Here is a 19,042-nt window from a genome sequence, read left to right on the forward strand (position 1 = left end):
ATCAGAGATGATGCCGCGTAGCCTTTTTTCAAGCGCAGCGCCGGAGGTAGTGAAAAAAACAGGTGATTCCTGGCATTCAGGTCGTAGAATCACGCCCCGAGTCGCACCTTAACAGAGGAACAGGTCATGCAACAATCTGAGTGGGAACAGCGTCTGGAGACGTTAGAGAGTAAACTGGCCTTTCAGGAGATGACGATCGATCAGCTAAACAGCGCAGTGGTTCAGCATGAGCTTGAGATGAATAAAATGCGTGAACAGATGCGCATTTTAACTGACAAGCTCAAAGCGAATGCGCCCTCGATGGTCGCCTCACAGTCTGAAGAGACGCCACCCCCGCACTACTGATCGCGGGCCATCTGGCCCCGGTTCAGCCGGGCTGAACCAGAGTAACGACCAAAAGAAAGGCCACCCGGAGGTGGCCTTTAAAGAACGGTTGAGACTTAGTGGCTGCAACCGCAACCGCCAGTTCCGCAACCGCCTTTACCGTGATCATGGTCGTGGTCGTGATCATGGCCGTGATCGTGGTCATGATGATGGCCATCTGCGCCGTGAACATGGCCATGAGCCAGTTCTTCTGGTGTGGCTTCACGGATAGCAACCACTTCAACGTTGAAGTTCAGGTTCTGACCCGCCAGCATGTGGTTACCATCAACCACAACGTGTTCATCTTCAACTTCAGTGATTTCTACTGGCACCGGACCCTGATCGGTCTCTGCCAGGAAACGCATGCCAACCTGCAGTTCATCAACACCCATGAACACGTCTTTAGGAACGCGCTGCACCAGGTTGTCGTCATACTGACCGTAAGCATCGTTTGCCGGGATATGCACGTCAAACTTGTCGCCGGCAATGTGGTTTTCCAGCGCATTTTCCAGACCAGAAATCAGGGAACCATGACCGTGCAGGTAGTCTAACGGTGCACTCACCGGTGACTCGTCAACTAACACGCCGTCTTCTGTACGTACCTGATAGGCCAGGCTTACCACCAGGTCTTTTGCTACTTTCATGATATCTCCTAACCGTTGAGAGCTGAGATCCCGTCTCATTGGTCTATTCTTGCGTGCAATAACACCAACCAGAAAGGTTCGGGGCTGAGTACAAGAGGGATTTCACATTCTCTTGCGACTTAAGCCTTAATGGCGGTAATTGTAACGGAATTCAATCCCGCTGTAAGTTCAAGCGTAAAAAAAGCTGCCCGATTCCGCTACTCAGGATGGAAAATGCCAATAACCTGTTCATTTGAGCGAACCTGATCGCGCGCCTGCTTATCCGCCTCGCGCATCTGATGACCACACTTCACGCACTCCACCACATCAACATTATTTTCACGCCACATCGCCAGCGTGTCCTTACCCTGGCAATGCGGGCATGTCGCACCGGCAATAAAACGTTTACGCATTAGCTTCTGCCTGTTTTAAGAGATTATTGGTCATCGTCCCAGCCGTCGAACTGCCGCTTCTCGTGCTGCATTTCGCGCTGGAAGATATCTTCCAGTTCACGCCGCGCCTCACGGACTCGTGAAGCCTGCGCCGCACTTTCAGAGAGATTAGGCATCAGCTCACGCAACATCCGCATATCAAGCCGGCGGAAATGTTGCTGGGCGCGGTGCGCCTGATGCGGATGCATCCCCAGCGTCATCAATGTTTTACGTCCCAGCTCCAGCGCACTGGAGAAGGTCTCGCGGGAGAACTGCGTGACGCCTGCCTGTAACAGCTCATGGGCCTCGACGCGGCCACGGGCGCGCGCCTGAATCTGCAGTTGCGGAAAATGCTGCTGGCACAGATGCACGATCGTCATCACATCTTCCGGTTCATTGCAGGTGATGACAATTGACTGCGCGTTGGCTGCACCGGCTGCCCGAAGTAACTCCAGTTCGGTCGCATCGCCGTAATAGACCTTATAGCCATATTTCCGCATCAGACTGACCACACTGATGTCGCGCTCCAGCACGGTGATGCGTTTATTGTTCGCCATCAACAAGCGTCCCACCACCTGACCGAAGCGACCAAAGCCCACCACAATCACCTGTGGCTGATCATCTTCAACAAAGTGTTTTTCTGCATCTTCATCCGTCTCGTTGAAGCGGCGGGCCAGCAGACGATCGACTCCCTTCATCAGCAGCGGCGTGGTCATCATCGACAGCGTCACCGTCACCAGCAGCATCGGCAGTTGCTCACCTGAGAAGAGCTTTGCCGAGGATGCCGCTGAAAAGAGCACAAAGGCGAACTCACCACCCTGACTCAGCACACCCGCGAACTGCTGTCGCTCTGAACTGCGCAGGCCATAAATGCGCGCCAGCATATAGAGCACCCCTGTTTTCACCGCCACCAGCGTCACCACACCCAGCAGGATGGTCACAATATGGGTATAGAGCACACCGAGATTAAGCGCCATGCCTACCGAAATAAAGAACAGGCCCAGCAGTAAACCTTTGAACGGGTCGATAGCCACTTCCAGCTCATGCCGGTATTCGCTCTCCGCCAGCAGGATCCCGGCAATAAACGTACCCAGCGCCATCGACAGGCCCAGCGCATCCATAAACAGCGCGGAACCCAGCACCAGCAGCAGCGACGCCGCGGTAAAGACCTCGCGCACGCCCGATGCGGCGATGTAACGGAAGATTGGTCGCAGCAGATAGCGTCCGCCTACCAGCATGCCGGCAAACGCCAGCACTTTCATGCCAACCTTCATCCAGTCGATATGGCCGCTGTCGGTTCCGGCCAGCAGCGGGATCAGCGCCAGGGCAGGAATAACCGCGATATCCTGGAACAGCAGCACCGAAAAGCCCAGCTGGCCCGCTTCGCTGCGGTTCATGCCTTTATCCATCATCAGCTGCAGCGCCATGGCGGTCGAGGACATCGCCAGGCCAATCCCGCCGATGATCGCCGCCTGCCAGCTAAAATGGGTCAGCCACAATAAGCCGCCGAGAATGGCTGCGGAGAAGATGACCTGCGCCGCGCCGACCCCAAAAATGGAGCGGCGCAGCGCCCACAGCTTTGCCGGGTTCAGCTCCAGCCCGATAATAAACATCAGGAAAACCACGCCGAGCTCAGAGAAGTGAAGAATCTCGTCGACGTCGCTGATAAAGCCTAATCCCCACGGGCCGATGGCGATACCTGCCACCAGATAACCCAGAACTGCACCAATACCGAGGCGAGCCGCCACCGGTACAATCAAGACCGCCGCGACCAGATAAATCACCCCCGCGGTCAGCAGCGTTTGCCCTTCCATCTATACCCCTCCATTCAGCAGCGGTGCCGCGAGCCAGTCACCATAAGCGCGGGCATAATTTTTCAATAATTCAGGACTCTGACGACGTGCCATGTAAACAATCATCGGCGGCATCCAGTGCATACGGCACATCCGGGCGGTCAGCTCAAAAGGCCGCATGATGTCATTGAGCGAATAGCGGTTCAGACCCTGCTGCTTAAAGGCACTTTCCGGTTCGCCGGTCGTCACCACGCTGCGCCAGTACTTACCTTCAAGTGCATTGCCATCCACGCCATTGGCGAAACCGCGCGATAGAACCCGATCCAGCCACTCTTTCAGCAATGCCGGACAGCTGTAGGTATAGAGCGGATGCTGAAAAATGATGACGTCATGTTCGCGCAGTAATTGTTGTTCATGATGAATATCGATAAAAAAATCCGGATAGGCCGCGTACAGATCGTGCACGGTGACGTGTTCCAGTGCCTGAGCCGGCTGTAACAAAATCCGATTCGCGATCGAATCCTGTGATTCCGGATGAGCATAAAGCAGCAAAACCCTGGGTGGCTGCGACATCCTTTCCCTCCAAAGCGTCGTCATTGGTGCGGTTTTCAGCTACCATGCACGACGCAGCAAAATCTCATTATGTTGCCAGTAAATTAACATATTCTGACGATACGGCGCTTACATGATTGTCTTCTCAGCCTTACAAATTCGCCGCGGCATCCGCGTCCTGCTCGACAATGCCACCGCCACCATTAATCCTGGTCAGAAGGTCGGGCTGGTGGGTAAAAACGGCTGTGGGAAATCCACGCTGCTGTCGCTGTTAAAAGGTGAAATCACCAGCGATGCCGGCACCGTCACGTTCCCCACTCACTGGGCGCTGGCCTGGGTGAATCAGGAAACGCCAGCGCTGGATAAAGCCGCGCTGGAGTACGTGATTGATGGCGATCGCCAGTTTCGGCAGCTTGAAGCCGAGCTGGCGGACGCCAATCTGCGCGACGATGGCAATGCCATTGCGCTGCTGCATGGCCAGCTGGATGCGGTGCAGGCGTGGAGCATTCATGCGCGCGCCTCAAGCCTGTTGCACGGCCTGGGCTTCAGTCAGGAGCAGTTGCAGCGTCCGGTCAGCGACTTTTCTGGTGGCTGGCGCATGCGCCTCAATCTGGCACAGGCGCTGATTTGCCGTTCCGATCTGCTGTTGCTGGATGAACCGACCAACCACCTCGATCTCGATGCGGTGATCTGGCTGGAGCGCTGGCTGAAAAGTTATGAAGGCACACTGATCCTGATCTCGCACGATCGTGACTTCCTCGATCCGGTCATCGACAAAATCATTCATATCGAACAGGAGTCGATGTTCGAATATACCGGCAACTACAGCTCCTTTGAGCGGCAGCGCGTCGCCAAACTGGCTCAGCAGCAGGCGCTGTATGAGAGTCAGCAGGAGAAAGTCGCGCATTTGCACAGCTATATTGATCGCTTCCGCGCCCAGGCGACCAAGGCGAAGCAGGCACAGAGCCGCATCAAGATGCTGGAGCGCATGGAAATGATTGCGCCCGCCCATGTTGATAATCCATTCAGCTTCACTTTCCGCAAGCCGGAGAACCTGCCTAATCCACTGATGAAGATGGAGAAGGTCACCGCAGGTTATGGCGATCGCATCATTCTCGACGCGATCAAGCTCAACCTGGTGCCAGGCTCACGCATCGGCCTGCTGGGACGTAACGGAGCCGGTAAATCCACCCTGATTAAGCTGCTGGCGGGTGAGCTGGAGGCGATGCATGGCAAGATGGGGCTGGCGAAAGGGATCAAGCTTGGTTACTTCGCCCAGCATCAGCTGGAGTACCTGCGGGCCGATGAGTCACCGCTGCAGCATCTGTCGCGCATTGCACCTGACGTGCTGGAACAGCAGCTGCGCGACTATCTGGGCGGCTTCGATTTCCGCGGCGACAAAGTCACGGAGAACACTGAGCGCTTCTCGGGCGGTGAGAAAGCGCGACTGGTGCTGGCGCTGATTGTCTGGCAACGCCCTAACCTGCTGCTGCTCGATGAACCGACCAACCACCTGGATCTTGATATGCGCCAGGCGCTGACCGAAGCGCTGATCGACTTCGAAGGTGCACTGGTGGTGGTCTCGCATGACCGTCACCTGCTGCGCGCGACCACGGACGATCTCTATCTGGTGCATGATGGCAAAGTGGATGTGTTTGAGGGCGACCTCGAAGATTATCAGCAGTGGCTGAGCGATCTGCAGAAACAACAGGCGCAACAGGATGCCGCGCCGAAACTGGATAACAGTAACAGCGCCCAGGCGCGTAAAGATCAGAAGCGCCGTGATGCCGAACTGCGCACCCAGACCCAGCCGCTGCGCAAAGAGATAGAGAAGCTGGAAAAGCAGATGAGCAAATGGCAGAGCCAGCTGGCCGATGCTGAAGCGCAGCTCGCAGACAGTGCGATTTATGATCAGAGCCGAAAAGCGGACCTGACCACCGCACTCAAGCGTCAGGCGGAGAGTAAGTCTGCGCTGGAAGAGGTTGAGATGGCGTGGCTGGAAGCCCAGGAACAGCTCGAACAGATTATGGCCTCATAAAAAATCTCCCCGCTTGCGGGGAGATGCTTTTTTAACGAGGTTTGTCGCCCAGTACCGTTGCCCGCTGCATGATCCGCCGGGCCGGATAATAGTCGGCATTGGCATAATGCTGCGTGACACGATTATCCCAGATAGCCAGATCGTCTGGCTGCCAGCGCCAGCGCACCTGAAACTCCGGTTTGGTGGCGTGCGCAAACAGGAAGCCCAGCACCGCATCACTCTCCTTCTCGCTTAAATCCAGGATCCGCGTGGTAAAGCCTTCATTCACAAACAGCGCTTTTTTGCCGCTGACCGGATGCGTGCGGATTACCGGATGCTGCACGGGTGGATGTTTTGCCACCGCCTGCTGCCTGCGCAGATGTTCTTCCTCCGTTTTGCGGTACTTATACTCCTGGAATGACTTTTTAAAATCATGCTCGGCGCGGAGCCCCTCCAGCAACTGTTTAAAAGGCGCCGACAGCGCCTCGTAAGCGGCGATGCCACTGGTCCAGAGCGTGTCACCGCCCGCTTCCGGTAAGACTTTGGAGGCCAGCAGCGCGACAGCTGGCGGTGTTTCGATAAAGGTGACATCGGTGTGCCAGTTGTCATTATCCGGCGGATTATCCTGATGGGTATCGAGCACGATAATCTCTTCGACGCCCTCCGCATGGGGATAGACCGGATGAATATGCAGGTCGCCAAAACGGATCGCCAGTGCGCGATGCTGTTCCGGCGTTATTTTCTGGTCCCGCAGAAACAGCACCTGATGACGCAGCAGGCCATGATACAGCTGCTCAAACTGCGCATCACTCAATGGCCGTGAGACATCCAGGTTTGAGACCTGTGCGCCGATATAAGGGCCAAGAGGGGTAAAACTCAGACGTTCATTCATGATTGTTCTCCACTCCAGGGCGTCAGACGGCGCTGCAACGCGCGGAGCCCAAGTTCCAGGCTAAAAGCGATAAAGGCAATTACGGCGATACCCGCCAGCACCACATCGGTGGCGAGGAGTTCTCCCGCTGACTGCACCATAAAACCGAGGCCACGTGTGGCGGCAATCAGCTCCGCTGCCACCAGGGTTGACCAGCCCACCCCGAGCCCAATGCGCAGACCGGTCAGAATCTCCGGCAGCGCGCCCGGCAGAATCACCCAGCGCAGCAGCTGCCAGCGGTTAGCCCCCAGCGAGCGCGCCGCACGAATCCGTACCTGCTGGGTGTTACGCACCCCGGCCAGAGTGGAGAGCGTCACCGGCGCGAAGATGGCCAGGGTGATCAGCAGGATTTTCGACGTCTCACCAATGCCGAACCAGATCACCATCAGCGGCAGATAGGCAAGTGGCGGAATCGGGCGATAAAGCTCAATAATCGGATCAAGCAGCCCGCGAGCTACCGGGCTAAGGCCCATCAGAATCCCCACCGGAATGCCGATGGCGGCCGCCGCTGTCAGCGCAATCAGCATCCGCGTCAGGCTGGCGGCCAGATGCTGCCACAGCGTGGCATCCATAAAGCCCTGGGCGCTGGCAATCAGCAGCAGCTTGCTGAATACCTGCTGTGGCGACGGCAGGAACAGCGGAGCAATCAGGCCCAGCGCGGTCACGCCCCACCAGAGCAGCAACAGCAGAGAGAGACTCAGCATGCTCAGCGTGAACGTGGTTGAAAATGGCCAGCGCAAACGACGGCGCACCGGCAGAGACTTGTCGTGGATTAACGCGCTCATGCAAACGCCTCCCGCTGGTCAAATACGCGGCTCAGCACATATTCGCGCTGGGCGATAAACTGCGGATCGGATTTGATGCTGCGGCACGACTCACCTGCGGCAAAGCGCTGACCAAAGCCGGGACGCAAGCGCTCCACGATGCGGCCGGGTCCTGGCGACAGCAGAATCAGTTCGCTGGCCAGGAAAATAGCCTCTTCTATATCGTGCGTAATCAGCAGGATCTGTTTACCGCTGTCGCGCCACAGCGTCAGCAGCAGGGTCTGCATCTGCTCGCGGGTAAAGGCATCCAAAGCGCCAAATGGCTCGTCAAGCAGCAGCAGTTGCGGATCGGTCGCCAGCGCGCGTGCAATGCCGACCCGCTGTCGCTGACCGCCGGACAACTGCCAGATGGCGCGCTTCTCCGCACCCTCCAGCCCCACCTGCCTGATGAGCTTCCGTGCGATGGCCTCGCGCGCCGGGCGCGACATCCCCGCCAGCTGCAGACCAAAGGCAACGTTATCCAGCACGTTACGCCATGGCAGTAAGCCTTCATGCTGAAACACCACGCCGCGCTCCGCACCAGGCCCCGTCACCGGCTGGTTATCCAGCGTGATGCTGCCCGACTCCACCGGCAGAAATCCGGCAACCAGATTGAGCAGCGTGGTTTTGCCGCAGCCGGAGGGGCCGAGCACCACCAGCAGTTCATGGCTATCCAGCTGCAGATTGATATCCTGCAACACCGGTTGTCCGGCATAACGGGCATGAAGATGAGCGATACGCAGCATCGTGCCTCCTTAAGGTTTAACTAATGGTGCGACGAAACGGGAGGTCACATAGCTGCTGTAGTCGTTATCCGCCTGCGGCACCCGGCCCTGCGCCTTCAGAAACTGGGCGGTATCGACGATTGCTTTATTCACTGGCTTACCCAACTGCTCAACCTGCTGCTGCGCCGTGAGGTAGGTATTGCCCTTCACCAGATCCGGCACCTGCGCTTCCGGCACCCCGCTGAGGCGGGAGAGTTTGCTGAGATTATCGGGCTGCTTCAGCCAGCTATCGGGGCTGTTAAGATAGGCCTGCTGCGCATCAAGTGCGCTGCGGGCAAACGCGGTCACGATCTCCGGATGCTGCTCAGCGAAATCTTTGCGGACCACCCAGACATCCAGCGTCGGCGATCCCCAGCTCCCCACTGCCGCCGAGTCGGTCAGCACTTTGCCCTGTTTTTCCAGTTCATTCACCGCAGGCGCCCAGACGTAAGCGCCATCAATGTCGCCACGCTGCCACGCCGCGATAATCGCAGGCGGCTGCAGATTTACCAGCTGTACCTGCGACGGCTTAATGCCCCAGTGTTTCAGCGCAGCAAGCAGGCTGTAGTGGGTGGTGGAGATAAACGGCACCGCGATACGCTTTCCGATGAGATCGTTGGGAGTGGTGATGTTCTTCTTTACCACCAGCGCTTCAGAGTTGCCCAGCTGTGAGGCAAGCAGAAAGGCTTCGATTGGTAGCTTTTGCGCCGCTGCGACCGCTAACGGACTGGATCCGATATTGCCAATCTGGACGTCGCCGGACGCCAGCGCGCGCAATACGCCTGCACCGCTGTCAAACTTACGCCAGTCGACGCTGGCCCCGCTATCTTTGGCAAAACTGCCATCAGCCTGTGCCACTTTCGCCGGTTCGGCAGAGGTCTGGTACGCGACGGTGACATTGACTGCATCAGCCCGAAACGCCAGCACCGCCATCGCTGCGGCTAAGAAAGTTAAACGTGTTGCTGCCATGATCACTACCCCACCGGTTTTATCGTGGAGGCAGTGTCTCTGCAGGCAATAGTTTCATAAAGGAATTAAAAATTATCCCTAATAGAAATAAGTTCTTAGATCACTATCTGCAAAACTAAGCTGAAAATCGCAAATGCTGAAAATAGCTAAAGTAAGCAAAAATGTCAGGCGCTCACATTGTGCCTGTGTTATTGATATGCATTCCCAATTATTGCCTGTTAAGGTCTTTAAATCCGATGTCGATCGAGAAAGTCGCTCAGCTGGCTGGCGTTTCCAAAGCCACGGTATCGCGGGTTCTCAACGCGCATCCCGGCGTAAAGCCCGATACGCGTGAGAAAGTTCTGGCGGCAATCTCTGCCTGCGACTATCAGCCCAACTTACTGGCGCGTCAGCTGCGGACGGCACAAAGCCACATGCTGCTGGTGCTGATCTCGGATATTACTAACCCCTTCTGTTCGCGCGTGGTTCAGGGCATTGAAGCCGAAGCGGAACTGCACGGCTATCACATTCTGCTCTGTAACTCCGCCTCGCAGCTTCAGCGTGAAGCCGCCTATCTTTCGCTGCTGACCGGAAAAGTGGTGGATGGTGTAATAACGATGGATGCCGCATCAGGGTTACAGGATTTGCAGGCGCTGATCGCCGGGGCGCCCTGGGTGCAATGCTGTGAATTTGATCCGGATATTCCCGCCTCCTCGGTCAGCATTGATCACCTTGAAGCCGCGCGTGACACCATCCATTACCTCGCGGGTAAAGGGCGGAAACGCATTGGGCTGGTCAATGGCGACATGCGTTACCTCTACTCGCATCATCGTGAAAAGGGCTACCGACAGGCCATTGAGGAGCTGGGCTATGCGTGGTCCGCCGTCTCCTATACCTACGAAATCTCCCCTGAGGCAGGTATTCAGGCGATGAGGGAATTAATGGCATTGCCGGAACCGCCGGATGCGGTGTTTGCGGTTTCAGATGTGCTGGCGATGGGCGTAGTGCATGCGGCGCTGGAAGCGGGTCTGCGCGTGCCGGAAGATCTGGCGGTGGTTGGGTTTGACGGAGTGCCCTTTACCCGCAGCCTGAATCCGCCACTGACTACTATTGAACAGCCGATGAATCAGCTGGGCGCACGCAGCGTGCAGCTGCTGCTGCAGAAGATCCGCAACCCGAACGCGCCGGTGATGCGTGAGGTACTGCCCTGGACGCGCGTTGAACGCGCATCCAGCTGACTCAATGCCAGATTAATAGCACGCAGGCAGCGGTCAGCAGCCCCATGGCGAGGTTAAATATTCTCCAGGCGCGGCGACTGCGCAGAATGCGACCAATCATGGCGCCAAATCCCATCCAGATGACGCCCGACACCAGATTAACCAGAAACATACCGACGCTTATGGCCATCACGGAATGACGATACGCATCACCGGCCAGACTGAAGCTGGCGACTGCGCCCAGCGCCATCAGCCAGGCTTTGGGGTTGATCAGCTGTAGCAGCCCGCCCTGCCAGAACGGCATTGGCGCATCCGGTGCCTGGTCAGTTTCCAGCTTTGCATAGCTGGCGGTGGCTATCTTCCACGCCAGCCAGAGCAGATAGAGGCTACCGGCGATTTTCAGCATCAGATGCAGCGAAGGATAGAGCAGGATCAAACCGCCTATGCCAAAGGCCACCATCAGCAGCATCACCTGCATACCGATCATGATGCCGATCATCAGCGGAATCGTGCGCAGAAAGCCAAAATTAGCGCCCGAGGCGGTGAGTAACATATTATTGGGGCCTGGCGTAATGGCCGCGACCCACAGAAATCCCAACATTGATAAGAAAAGACTCAGTTCCATGGCAATCGGGTACTCCTTACCCTGCAATAAAAAACTTATCGAAGCTAACAGTGTGATATGGAACAGACAAGCTTTTACCACATGAAATTTACAGGCCCGGAAAACGAGCAGTTCACACCACCTGACACTCTGCGTAACGCGCATCTGCAGACGATGCTGCCGCGCCTGTTACGTCGCCGTCTCACCTTCGCTCCTCACTGGCAGCGTCTCGATCTGCCCGATGGCGATTTCGTCGATCTCGCCTGGAGCGAAGATCCGCAGCTGGCGCAGCATAAACCGCGCGTGGTGCTGTTTCATGGCCTGGAGGGCAACTTTCAGAGTCCCTACATTCATGGCCTGATGGCGATCTGCCGCGCACGTGGCTGGCTGGCAGTAGTGATGCATTTTCGCGGCTGCAGTGGCGAACCTAACCGGCTGAACCGCATCTATCACTCCGGCGAAACTGAAGATGCCCGCTTCTTCCTGCACTGGCTGCGCACCCGCTGGGGTCATGTGCCTACCGCCGCCGTGGGTTTCTCGCTGGGCGGCAACATGCTGGGCTGCCTGCTCGGCCAGCAGGGTGCCGCTGCGGAGGTGGATGCCGCCGTGATTGTCTCCGCCCCGCTGCTGCTGGAACCGTGCAGCGTGAAACTGGAACGCGGCTTCTCGCGCTTCTATCAGTACTACCTGCTGGCGCAGCTCAAGAAAAGTGCCCGCCGCAAACTGCATGCCTGGCCGGACACCCTGCCGGTTAATCTGGCACAGCTCAAAGCGATGCGGCGACTGCGCGATTTTGATGATGCGATTACAGCCCGCGCCCACGGTTTTGTCGATGCAGCAGATTACTATCATCGTGCCAGCGCCATGCCCTGGCTTAAGCGCGCAGAGAAACCGCTGCTGATCATCCACGCCAAAGACGATCCCTTTATGAGTGATGAGGTGATCCCGCACAGCAGCCAATTATCTGCCACTATTACTTATCAACTGACACCCCACGGCGGCCACGTCGGTTTTGTCGGCGGAACGCTACGCCAGCCTGAAATGTGGCTGGAACAGCGCATCCCGCAGTGGATCGCCCCTTTTCTGGATAACTGATCTTGTGATTATTCCCTGGCAACAGGTCTCACCTGAGACCCTTGAAAATCTGATTGAAACCTTTGTGCTGCGTGAAGGCACAGACTATGGCGAGCAGGAACGCAGCCTGCTGGACAAGGTAGCTGATGTGCGACGCCAGCTGGAAACCGGTGAAGTAGTGCTGGTGTGGTCGGAACTGCATGAATCGGTCAATATCATGCCGCGCAAAGAATTTCGTGGCTGATGCACCCGGCATCATTTCATGATAACAATGCTCATCGCCCGATCTCACAGGGAGCTTTTCTATGTCTGCACGTCATCCCATTATCGCGGTGACCGGTTCCAGCGGTGCAGGAACCACCACCACCAGCCTCGCGTTTCGTAAAATTTTTCAGCAGCTCGATCTTCATGCTGCTGAGCTGGAAGGTGACAGCTTTCACCGCTTTACCCGCCCTGAAATGGATATGGCGATTCGTAAGGCGCGCGATTTAGGACGTCACGTCAGCTACTTTGGCCCGGAAGCCAATGATTTTGGCCTGCTGGAGCAGAGCTTTAAAGAGTATGGTCAAAGCGGACAGGGCCAGTCGCGTAAATATCTGCACACCTACGATGAAGCCGTACCGTGGAATCAGGTGCCCGGCACCTTTACGCCCTGGCAGCCGCTGCCGCAGAACACTGACATTCTGTTCTATGAAGGACTGCACGGCGGCGTGGTGACGGCGCAGCATAACGTGGCGGAGCAGGTTGATTTGCTGGTGGGGGTTGTGCCCATTGTTAACCTGGAGTGGATTCAGAAGCTGGTGCGCGACACCGGCGAGCGCGGCCATTCACGCGAAGCAGTGATGGATTCCGTGGTGCGTTCGATGGAAGATTACATCAATTTCATCACGCCACAGTTCTCGCGCACCCACATCAACTTTCAGCGCGTCCCGACCGTTGACACCTCAAACCCGTTCGCTGCCCGCGCCATTCCGTCACTGGATGAGAGCTTTGTGGTGATTCATTTCCAGGCGCTGGAAGATATCGATTTCCCCTACCTGCTGGCGATGCTGCAGGGTTCGTTTATCTCGCACATCAATACGCTGGTGGTGCCCGGCGGCAAAATGGGTCTGGCGATGGAGCTGATCATGGGTCCGCTGGTGAAGCGGCTGATGGAAGGTAAGCGGATAGAGTAAGAGGTCAAAAGGGCGTTTTCCAGACTAACGCCAATGCAGAATGAGTCTGGCAGCAGCGAAAAAACTCAACACGCCGGGAACCGGGTCAGAAGAGGAAAGCGTTCCGCGACTGGGACAAAAACGCCGGGAGTGTTTTTGAACAACGCAAAGCGTTGGCCCGGTACGGGCGCACCTCAGGGATGAGGTGCGTAATTGCGCGGGCCGAGCATGCCATGGATGGCGGATTTTGCGACTTTCCGATCTGACCCGGTTTCCTGCGCACGCACAGTCTTAAAGCGGACTCTCTATGCAGGAACGGCCGGAAACCAGACCGACTCCAAATTGGCCCGCGACTTTAAAATGCCCTTCCGCCTGTTACAGCTCAATCACTTCATAGCTATGCGTAATCGTCACACCTTTACCCAGCATGATGGCCACCGAACAATATTTTTCAGCGGAAAGATCCACCGCGCGTGAGACCGCTTTATCCTGGAGCGCTTTACCACTCACGATAAAATGCAGGTTGATGTGCGTAAAGATTCGCGGCGCCTCTTCACGACGTTCTGAGGTCAGTTTTACTTCACAATCAGCCACATCGTTACGGCCTTTTTGCAGAATTGATACCACGTCAATCGCGCTGCATCCGCCGGCCGCCATCAGCACCATCTCCATTGGGCTGGGCGCTTTATCGCCCGAATTTCCATCCATTAGTATCTGATGGCCGGATGAGGATTCTCCGAGGAATGTCAGTCCTTCTACCCACTTCACTCTTGCCTGCATGATTTTTGCTCCGGAATACGCTGTTTTGTCGCCAGAGTACGCTTTCGCCTGGTAAACAGCAATCCAGAGAAATCCGCCTGTAGCTGAAGCGAGACAACACAAGACAGTCGGCAAAAGCTGTGCTACAAACAGTGCTGAAAATATTTTTCGTCACCCGATGGCGAAGCCGGGAAGAATGATGCGCACTGCGCCTGATGCGGCCCGAATAATTTCCTGAAAGGGAAACGCTTGAAGCTTTCACCGCCTGACAGGGAAAACTGCCCCCTGTATTTTGGGCACGATTACAACAGAGGATAATAGCGAATGGTTCTCGGCAAACCGCAAACAGACCCTACACTCGAATGGTTCCTGTCCCATTGCCATATTCACAAGTATCCATCCAAAAGTACGCTGATTCACCAAGGTGAAAAAGCAGAAACGCTTTACTACATCGTGAAAGGTTCCGTCGCGGTTCTGATTAAAGATGAAGAAGGCAAAGAGATGATTCTTTCCTACCTGAATCAGGGCGATTTCATTGGTGAGCTTGGCCTGTTCGAAGAAGGCCAGGAGCGCAGCGCCTGGGTACGTGCGAAAAGCGCGTGCGAAGTGGCGGAGATTTCTTACAAGAAATTCCGTCAGCTGATTCAGGTTAATCCCGACATCCTGATGCGACTCTCCTCGCAGATGGCGCGTCGCCTGCAGGTCACGTCTGAAAAGGTGGGTAACCTCGCTTTCCTCGACGTCACCGGACGCATTGCACAGACCCTGCTCAACCTGGCGAAGCAGCCAGATGCCATGACGCATCCCGACGGCATGCAAATTAAAATCACTCGTCAGGAAATTGGCCAGATTGTTGGTTGTTCACGCGAAACCGTGGGCCGTATTTTGAAGATGCTGGAAGATCAGAACCTGATCTCCGCACACGGCAAAACCATCGTCGTTTACGGCACCCGCTAATTCCTGTCACCCACGGCGTGATGGCAACATCACGCCGTTATTGTTTGTGTTGGGCCGATGTGGCGTCGAATTATTTACCATCCTGAAGTCAACTACGCCTTGCGGCAAACGCTGGTGCTTTGTCTGCCCGTCGCGCTGGGCTGGCTTGCTGGCGACCTGCAAAAAGGTCTGCTGTTCTCGTTAGTGCCTGCCTGCTGCAATATTGCCGGTCTGGATACCCCGCATAAACGCTTTTTCAAACGCCTGATTGTGGGTGGCAGCCTGTTTGCCCTCGGCAGCTTCCTGATTCAGTGGCTCACCCTGCATGCCATTCCGCTGCCGCTCATCCTGTTCGCCATGCCCCTGCTGCTCGGCGTGACGGGTGAGATCAGCCCGCTGCATGGTCGTCTGCTGCCCGGCACGCTTATCGCCGCCATTTTTACCCTGAGCCTCATTGGCCGCATGCCCATCTATGTTACCCCGCTGCTCTACATCGGCGGCACGCTCTGGTATGGGCTGTTTAACTGGTTCTGGTTCTGGCTCTGGAAAGAGCAGCCGATGCGCGAAAGCCTCAGCCTGATCTACCGCGAGCTGGCTAACTACTGCGACGCCAAATACACCCTGCTGACGCAGCTGACCGACCCGGAAAAGGCACTGCCGCCGCTGCTGGCGCGTCAGCAGAAAGTGGTTGATCTGATCAACACCTGCTATCAGCAGATGCACATGCTGTCGGCAAGCCGCGATCACAGCCATAAGCGGCTGACGCGCGCCTTTCAGGTGGCGCTGGATCTGCAGGAACACATCTCGGTCAGCCTGCATCGGCCGGAAGAAGTGCAGAAGCTGGTTGAACAGAGTCATGCCGAAGCGGTGATCCGCTGGAATGCCAAAACCATCTCGGCCCGGTTGCGGGTGCTGGCGGATAACATCCTTTATCACCAGCTACCCGATCGCTTTGCGATGGATAAACAGCTCGGCGCGCTGGAGAAGATCGCCCATCAGCATCCCGACAATCCGGTGGGTAACTTCTGTCTTTACCACTTCAACCGCATTGCGCGGGTGCTGCGCACGCAGAAACCGCTGTATCAGCGTGACCTGATGGCGGATCGTCAGCGCCGTCTGCCACTGTTACCGGCGCTGCGCAGTTATCTCTCTTTTCGCTCGTCAGCACTGCGCACCGCCGGGCGCTTTGCGGTAATGCTGATGCTGGGCAGTGCACTGGCGCTGTTCTTCAATATCCCCAAACCTTACTGGATCCTGATGACCATCATGTTCGTCAGCCAGAACGGTTACAGCGCTACGCGTGTTCGCATCCAGCACCGTGCGCTGGGCACCTTTGCCGGTCTGGTGATTGCGGCCGCCACGCTGCGGCTGGCGGTACCGGAGTCGCTGGTGCTGCTGATCATGCTGGCAATAACCTTTATCAGCTATCGCTTTACGCGCCAGTTCTATGGCTGGTCAATGATTGGCTTTACGGTCACGGCGGTTTACTCGCTGCAATTACTGTCGCTGAATGGCGCGCAGTTTCTGCTGCCGCGACTGATGGATACGCTGATGGGCTGTCTGATCGCCTTTGGCGGGATGCTGTGGCTGTGGCCGCAGTGGCAGAGTGGCTTACTGCGACAGAACGCCCATGATGCGCTGGAAGCCGATCAGGACGCACTGAGATTGTTGCTGGGTCACGAACAGTCACCTGAGAAACTGGCGTATCAGCGCGTGAAGGTGAATCAGGCGCACAATGCGCTGTTTAACTCACTGAATCAGGCGATGCAGGAACCCGCGTTTAACTCCCGCTATCTGAGTGATATGCGGCTCTGGGTCACGCACAGTCAGTTTATTGTTGAGCACATTAATGCCATAACGATTCTGGCGCGGGAGCACACTATGCTGACCGACTCGCTGGCAGAACGCTATCTGCAATCCTGTGAAATCGCGCTGCAGCGGTGTCAGCAGCGGCTGGAATATGATGGTGAAAGCTCACAGGTTAACCTGCTGGATGAGCTGGAGAACATCAGTGAGGGACCGATCACGGTGGTGGAGCAGCATGTGCGGCGCATTCTCGATCATCTGAGCGTGATGTACACCATTTCATCGCTGGCGTGGAACCAGCGGCCGCAACATGGCCGCTGGCTGATCAGACGCTTACGTAAAAACTAACCTAGCCGTTGAGCACGTTGCCGACGGCCGTGGCGAAGCGGCGCATGCCCTCTTCGATGTCGGCCGGTTCGATAATCAGTGAAGGGGCAAAACGCATCACGTCGGTTCCGGCAACCAGCACCATCACCCCTTCTGCGGCTGCGGCATTCAGGATGTCGCGTGCTTTACCGGCATGCTGCGGTTTCAGCGCCGCGCCAATCAGCAGACCCTTGCCGCGAATATCGCTGAAGAGATCATACTTCGCATCGATGGCCTGCAGCGCCGTGACAAAGTGCTGACGACGTGTCTCAACGCCTGCCAGCACCTCCGGCGTATTGATAATATCGAGCGCAGTTTCGGCGATGGCGCAGGCGAGTGGATTGCCGCCATAGGTGGTGCCATGCACGCCCGGCGCCATGGTCGAGGCGATCTCGTTAGTGGTCAGCATGGCGCTGACCGGGAAACCGCCGCCCAGCGCTTTGGCTGAGGTCAGAATATCGGGCTGGATGCCATAATGCTCATAGGCGAACAGCTTTCCGCTGCGCCCCATGCCGCTCTGCACTTCATCCAGCACCAGCAGCGCCTGGTGCTGATCGCAAAGCTCACGCAGTCCCTGCATAAATTCCTGCGTTGCGGGCACGACGCCGCCCTCCCCCTGAATCGGTTCAACCACAATGGCGCAGGTATGATCGTCAATGACCGCTTTTACTGCGTTCAGATCATTGAACGGCACATGGACGATATCCGCCGGTTTAGGCCCGAACCCATCAGAATATTTTGGCTGTCCGCCGACCGTGACGGTAAACAGCGTCCGGCCATGAAAGGCGTTATGAAAGGCGATAATCTTACTTTTGAATGGGCTGTGACGTTTGCAGGCGTAATAGCGCGCCAGCTTAAAGGCGGCCTCGTTGGCTTCGGCCCCGGAGTTAGCGAAGAAGACCCGCTCGGCAAAGGTCGCCTGAATTAACTTACTGGCAAGACGCAGCGCCGGTTCGTTGGTGAAGACGTTGCTGGTGTGCCACAGCGTCTCGCCCTGGCTTTTCAGCGTCTCCACCAGCGCAGGATGGCAGTGTCCAAGTGCGGTGACGGCGATACCACCCGAGAAATCGATATACTCTTTGCCCTGCTGATCCCATACACGGCTGCCCTTGCCTTTTACCGGCACGAACTGCGCAGGTGCATAAACAGGCAAAATAACGTTATCGAACGTCTCCCGCGTGACCGCAATTTTTTCCGCTGCCATTGATGACCCCATTTAAATGATTATTGTGCAAACATGAAATAATAATCACAAAATATGCATAAAAAATCACTCAAAGGCAACTTATTGCTCAAGAAAATTGCGCAGCAGCAGATGTCCCTGCTCGCTGAGAATGCTCTCAGGATGGAACTGTACGCCTTCCAGCGCCAGGGTTTTGTGGCGGAATCCCATAATTTCGTCAGGCTCGCCGTCACGCACCGTCCAGGCCGTCACCTCGAACGCGTCGGGCAGAGAATCGCGCTGAACAATCAGCGAGTGATAGCGGGTCACGGTAAGGGGATTATTGAGATTGCGAAACACGCCCTGGCCGGTGTGCTGAATGACAGAAGTTTTGCCGTGCATCACCTGACGCGCACGTACCACCTGCGCGCCATACGCCTGCGCAATTGCCTGATGGCCCAGGCAGACGCCCAGTACCGGCAACTGTCCGGCGAAGTGCCGGATTGCCGCCAGCGAGATGCCTGATTCCGACGGCGTGCAGGGGCCAGGCGAGATGACCAGGTGGGTCAGTGGCAGCGCCGCCATCTGCTCCAGCGTGATGGCATCATTGCGCACCACCTGAACCTGCGCACCCAGCTCGCAGAAATATTGATAGAGATTCCAGGTAAAGGAGTCGTAATTGTCGATAAGCAGCAGCATGACGTGTCCAGAATGATAAACCGCGCCGCTATTCTACGCG

20 protein-coding genes are annotated in these 19,042 nt (G+C 56.5%); 8 read left to right on the top strand and 12 right to left on the bottom strand.

Annotated features, from left to right (window positions below; all coding sequences use genetic code 11):
- Positions 1–126 precede the first annotated feature (126 nt).
- Positions 127–345, top strand: coding sequence for a SlyX family protein (locus tag P2R09_RS15060; RefSeq protein ID WP_003852923.1), 219 nt, complete (start codon positions 127–129; stop codon positions 343–345).
- A gap of 95 nt (positions 346–440) precedes the next feature.
- On the opposite strand, the gene slyD is transcribed toward P2R09_RS15060, so the two are convergent.
- The 4 genes from slyD to kefG all read right to left on the bottom strand — a co-directional run bounded on the left by slyD (position 441) and on the right by kefG (position 3,783).
- Positions 441–1,007, bottom strand: coding sequence for a peptidylprolyl isomerase (gene slyD / locus P2R09_RS15065; RefSeq protein ID WP_003852924.1), 567 nt, complete (start codon positions 1,005–1,007; stop codon positions 441–443).
- Positions 1,008–1,204: 197 nt separating this feature from the next.
- Positions 1,205–1,399: a YheV family putative zinc ribbon protein gene (locus P2R09_RS15070; RefSeq protein ID WP_275770926.1), complete on the bottom strand. Its 195-nt coding sequence runs from the start codon at positions 1,397–1,399 to the stop codon at positions 1,205–1,207.
- Positions 1,400–1,422: 23 nt separating this feature from the next.
- A complete protein-coding gene (kefB, locus tag P2R09_RS15075; protein WP_275770928.1) occupies positions 1,423–3,231 on the bottom strand; it encodes a glutathione-regulated potassium-efflux system protein KefB in 1,809 nt (602 codons plus the stop codon).
- Positions 3,232–3,783, bottom strand: coding sequence for a glutathione-regulated potassium-efflux system ancillary protein KefG (kefG, locus tag P2R09_RS15080; RefSeq protein ID WP_003852930.1), 552 nt, complete (start codon positions 3,781–3,783; stop codon positions 3,232–3,234).
- 112 nt (positions 3,784–3,895) lie between these two features.
- Between kefG and P2R09_RS15085 the strand changes: the two genes are divergently transcribed.
- On the top strand, positions 3,896–5,800 hold the full coding sequence (locus P2R09_RS15085) for an ABC transporter ATP-binding protein (RefSeq protein ID WP_275770930.1): 1,905 nt from the start codon (positions 3,896–3,898) through the stop codon (positions 5,798–5,800).
- A 31-nt stretch (positions 5,801–5,831) separates the two neighbouring features.
- On the opposite strand, the gene tauD is transcribed toward P2R09_RS15085, so the two are convergent.
- From tauD to tauA, 4 genes are read right to left on the bottom strand one after another with little or no spacing between them, the layout of a single operon-like run.
- Complete coding sequence (gene tauD / locus P2R09_RS15090; protein ID WP_275770932.1) at positions 5,832–6,671, bottom strand: taurine dioxygenase; 840 nt, start codon at positions 6,669–6,671, stop codon at positions 5,832–5,834.
- Complete coding sequence (gene tauC / locus P2R09_RS15095) at positions 6,668–7,495, bottom strand: taurine ABC transporter permease TauC (protein ID WP_275770934.1); 828 nt, start codon at positions 7,493–7,495, stop codon at positions 6,668–6,670. Before tauC ends, tauD begins: the two co-directional genes overlap by 4 nt.
- Positions 7,492–8,259, bottom strand: coding sequence for a taurine ABC transporter ATP-binding subunit (tauB, locus tag P2R09_RS15100; protein ID WP_039660809.1), 768 nt, complete (start codon positions 8,257–8,259; stop codon positions 7,492–7,494). The genes tauC and tauB overlap by 4 nt, the downstream gene beginning before the upstream one ends.
- A 9-nt stretch (positions 8,260–8,268) precedes the next feature.
- Positions 8,269–9,246, bottom strand: a complete 978-nt coding sequence (gene tauA / locus P2R09_RS15105) for a taurine ABC transporter substrate-binding protein (protein WP_275770936.1) — start codon at positions 9,244–9,246, stop codon at positions 8,269–8,271.
- Between the two features lie 236 nt (positions 9,247–9,482).
- On the opposite strand from tauA, the gene P2R09_RS15110 reads away from it, so the two are divergent.
- The gene (locus tag P2R09_RS15110; protein ID WP_275770938.1) at positions 9,483–10,463 is read left to right on the top strand and encodes a LacI family DNA-binding transcriptional regulator; all 981 of its coding nucleotides are present in this window, start codon (positions 9,483–9,485) and stop codon (positions 10,461–10,463) included.
- Between the two features lies 1 nt (position 10,464).
- On the opposite strand, the gene P2R09_RS15115 is transcribed toward P2R09_RS15110, so the two are convergent.
- Positions 10,465–11,067 (bottom strand): LysE family translocator, encoded by a 603-nt coding sequence (locus P2R09_RS15115; protein ID WP_275770939.1) that lies wholly within the window; start codon positions 11,065–11,067, stop codon positions 10,465–10,467.
- A gap of 57 nt (positions 11,068–11,124) precedes the next feature.
- Here P2R09_RS15115 and P2R09_RS15120 point away from each other — a divergent pair, with 57 nt between their 5' ends.
- The 3 genes from P2R09_RS15120 to P2R09_RS15130 all read left to right on the top strand — a co-directional run bounded on the left by P2R09_RS15120 (position 11,125) and on the right by P2R09_RS15130 (position 13,295).
- The gene (locus tag P2R09_RS15120; RefSeq protein ID WP_275770941.1) at positions 11,125–12,141 is read left to right on the top strand and encodes a hydrolase; all 1,017 of its coding nucleotides are present in this window, start codon (positions 11,125–11,127) and stop codon (positions 12,139–12,141) included.
- Positions 12,142–12,145: 4 nt separating this feature from the next.
- The gene (locus P2R09_RS15125) at positions 12,146–12,364 is read left to right on the top strand and encodes a YheU family protein (protein ID WP_003852945.1); all 219 of its coding nucleotides are present in this window, start codon (positions 12,146–12,148) and stop codon (positions 12,362–12,364) included.
- 61 nt (positions 12,365–12,425) lie between these two features.
- The gene (locus tag P2R09_RS15130) at positions 12,426–13,295 is read left to right on the top strand and encodes a phosphoribulokinase (RefSeq protein ID WP_003852946.1); all 870 of its coding nucleotides are present in this window, start codon (positions 12,426–12,428) and stop codon (positions 13,293–13,295) included.
- 354 nt (positions 13,296–13,649) lie between these two features.
- Here the strand turns inward: P2R09_RS15130 and P2R09_RS15135 are convergent, their stop codons facing one another.
- Positions 13,650–14,054 (bottom strand): OsmC family protein, encoded by a 405-nt coding sequence (locus P2R09_RS15135; RefSeq protein WP_003852949.1) that lies wholly within the window; start codon positions 14,052–14,054, stop codon positions 13,650–13,652.
- Between the two features lie 303 nt (positions 14,055–14,357).
- Between P2R09_RS15135 and crp the strand changes: the two genes are divergently transcribed.
- Positions 14,358–14,990, top strand: a complete 633-nt coding sequence (crp, locus tag P2R09_RS15140) for a cAMP-activated global transcriptional regulator CRP (RefSeq protein ID WP_003852956.1) — start codon at positions 14,358–14,360, stop codon at positions 14,988–14,990.
- 57 nt (positions 14,991–15,047) lie between these two features.
- Positions 15,048–17,123: a YccS/YhfK family putative transporter gene (locus P2R09_RS15145; RefSeq protein WP_275770948.1), complete on the top strand. Its 2,076-nt coding sequence runs from the start codon at positions 15,048–15,050 to the stop codon at positions 17,121–17,123.
- A gap of 1 nt (position 17,124) precedes the next feature.
- Here P2R09_RS15145 and P2R09_RS15150 read toward each other — a convergent pair whose 3' ends face one another.
- Together P2R09_RS15150 and P2R09_RS15155 are read right to left on the bottom strand one after the other, a co-directional pair.
- Positions 17,125–18,345 (bottom strand): aspartate aminotransferase family protein, encoded by a 1,221-nt coding sequence (locus P2R09_RS15150; protein WP_275770950.1) that lies wholly within the window; start codon positions 18,343–18,345, stop codon positions 17,125–17,127.
- An 81-nt stretch (positions 18,346–18,426) separates the two neighbouring features.
- The gene (locus P2R09_RS15155; RefSeq protein ID WP_275770952.1) at positions 18,427–19,002 is read right to left on the bottom strand and encodes an aminodeoxychorismate/anthranilate synthase component II; all 576 of its coding nucleotides are present in this window, start codon (positions 19,000–19,002) and stop codon (positions 18,427–18,429) included.
- Between the last annotated feature and the right edge of the window lie 40 nt (positions 19,003–19,042).

The sequence above is a fragment of the Pantoea sp. Cr_R13 genome (assembly GCF_029222565.1).
Classification (GTDB): domain Bacteria; phylum Pseudomonadota; class Gammaproteobacteria; order Enterobacterales; family Enterobacteriaceae; genus Pantoea; species Pantoea eucalypti.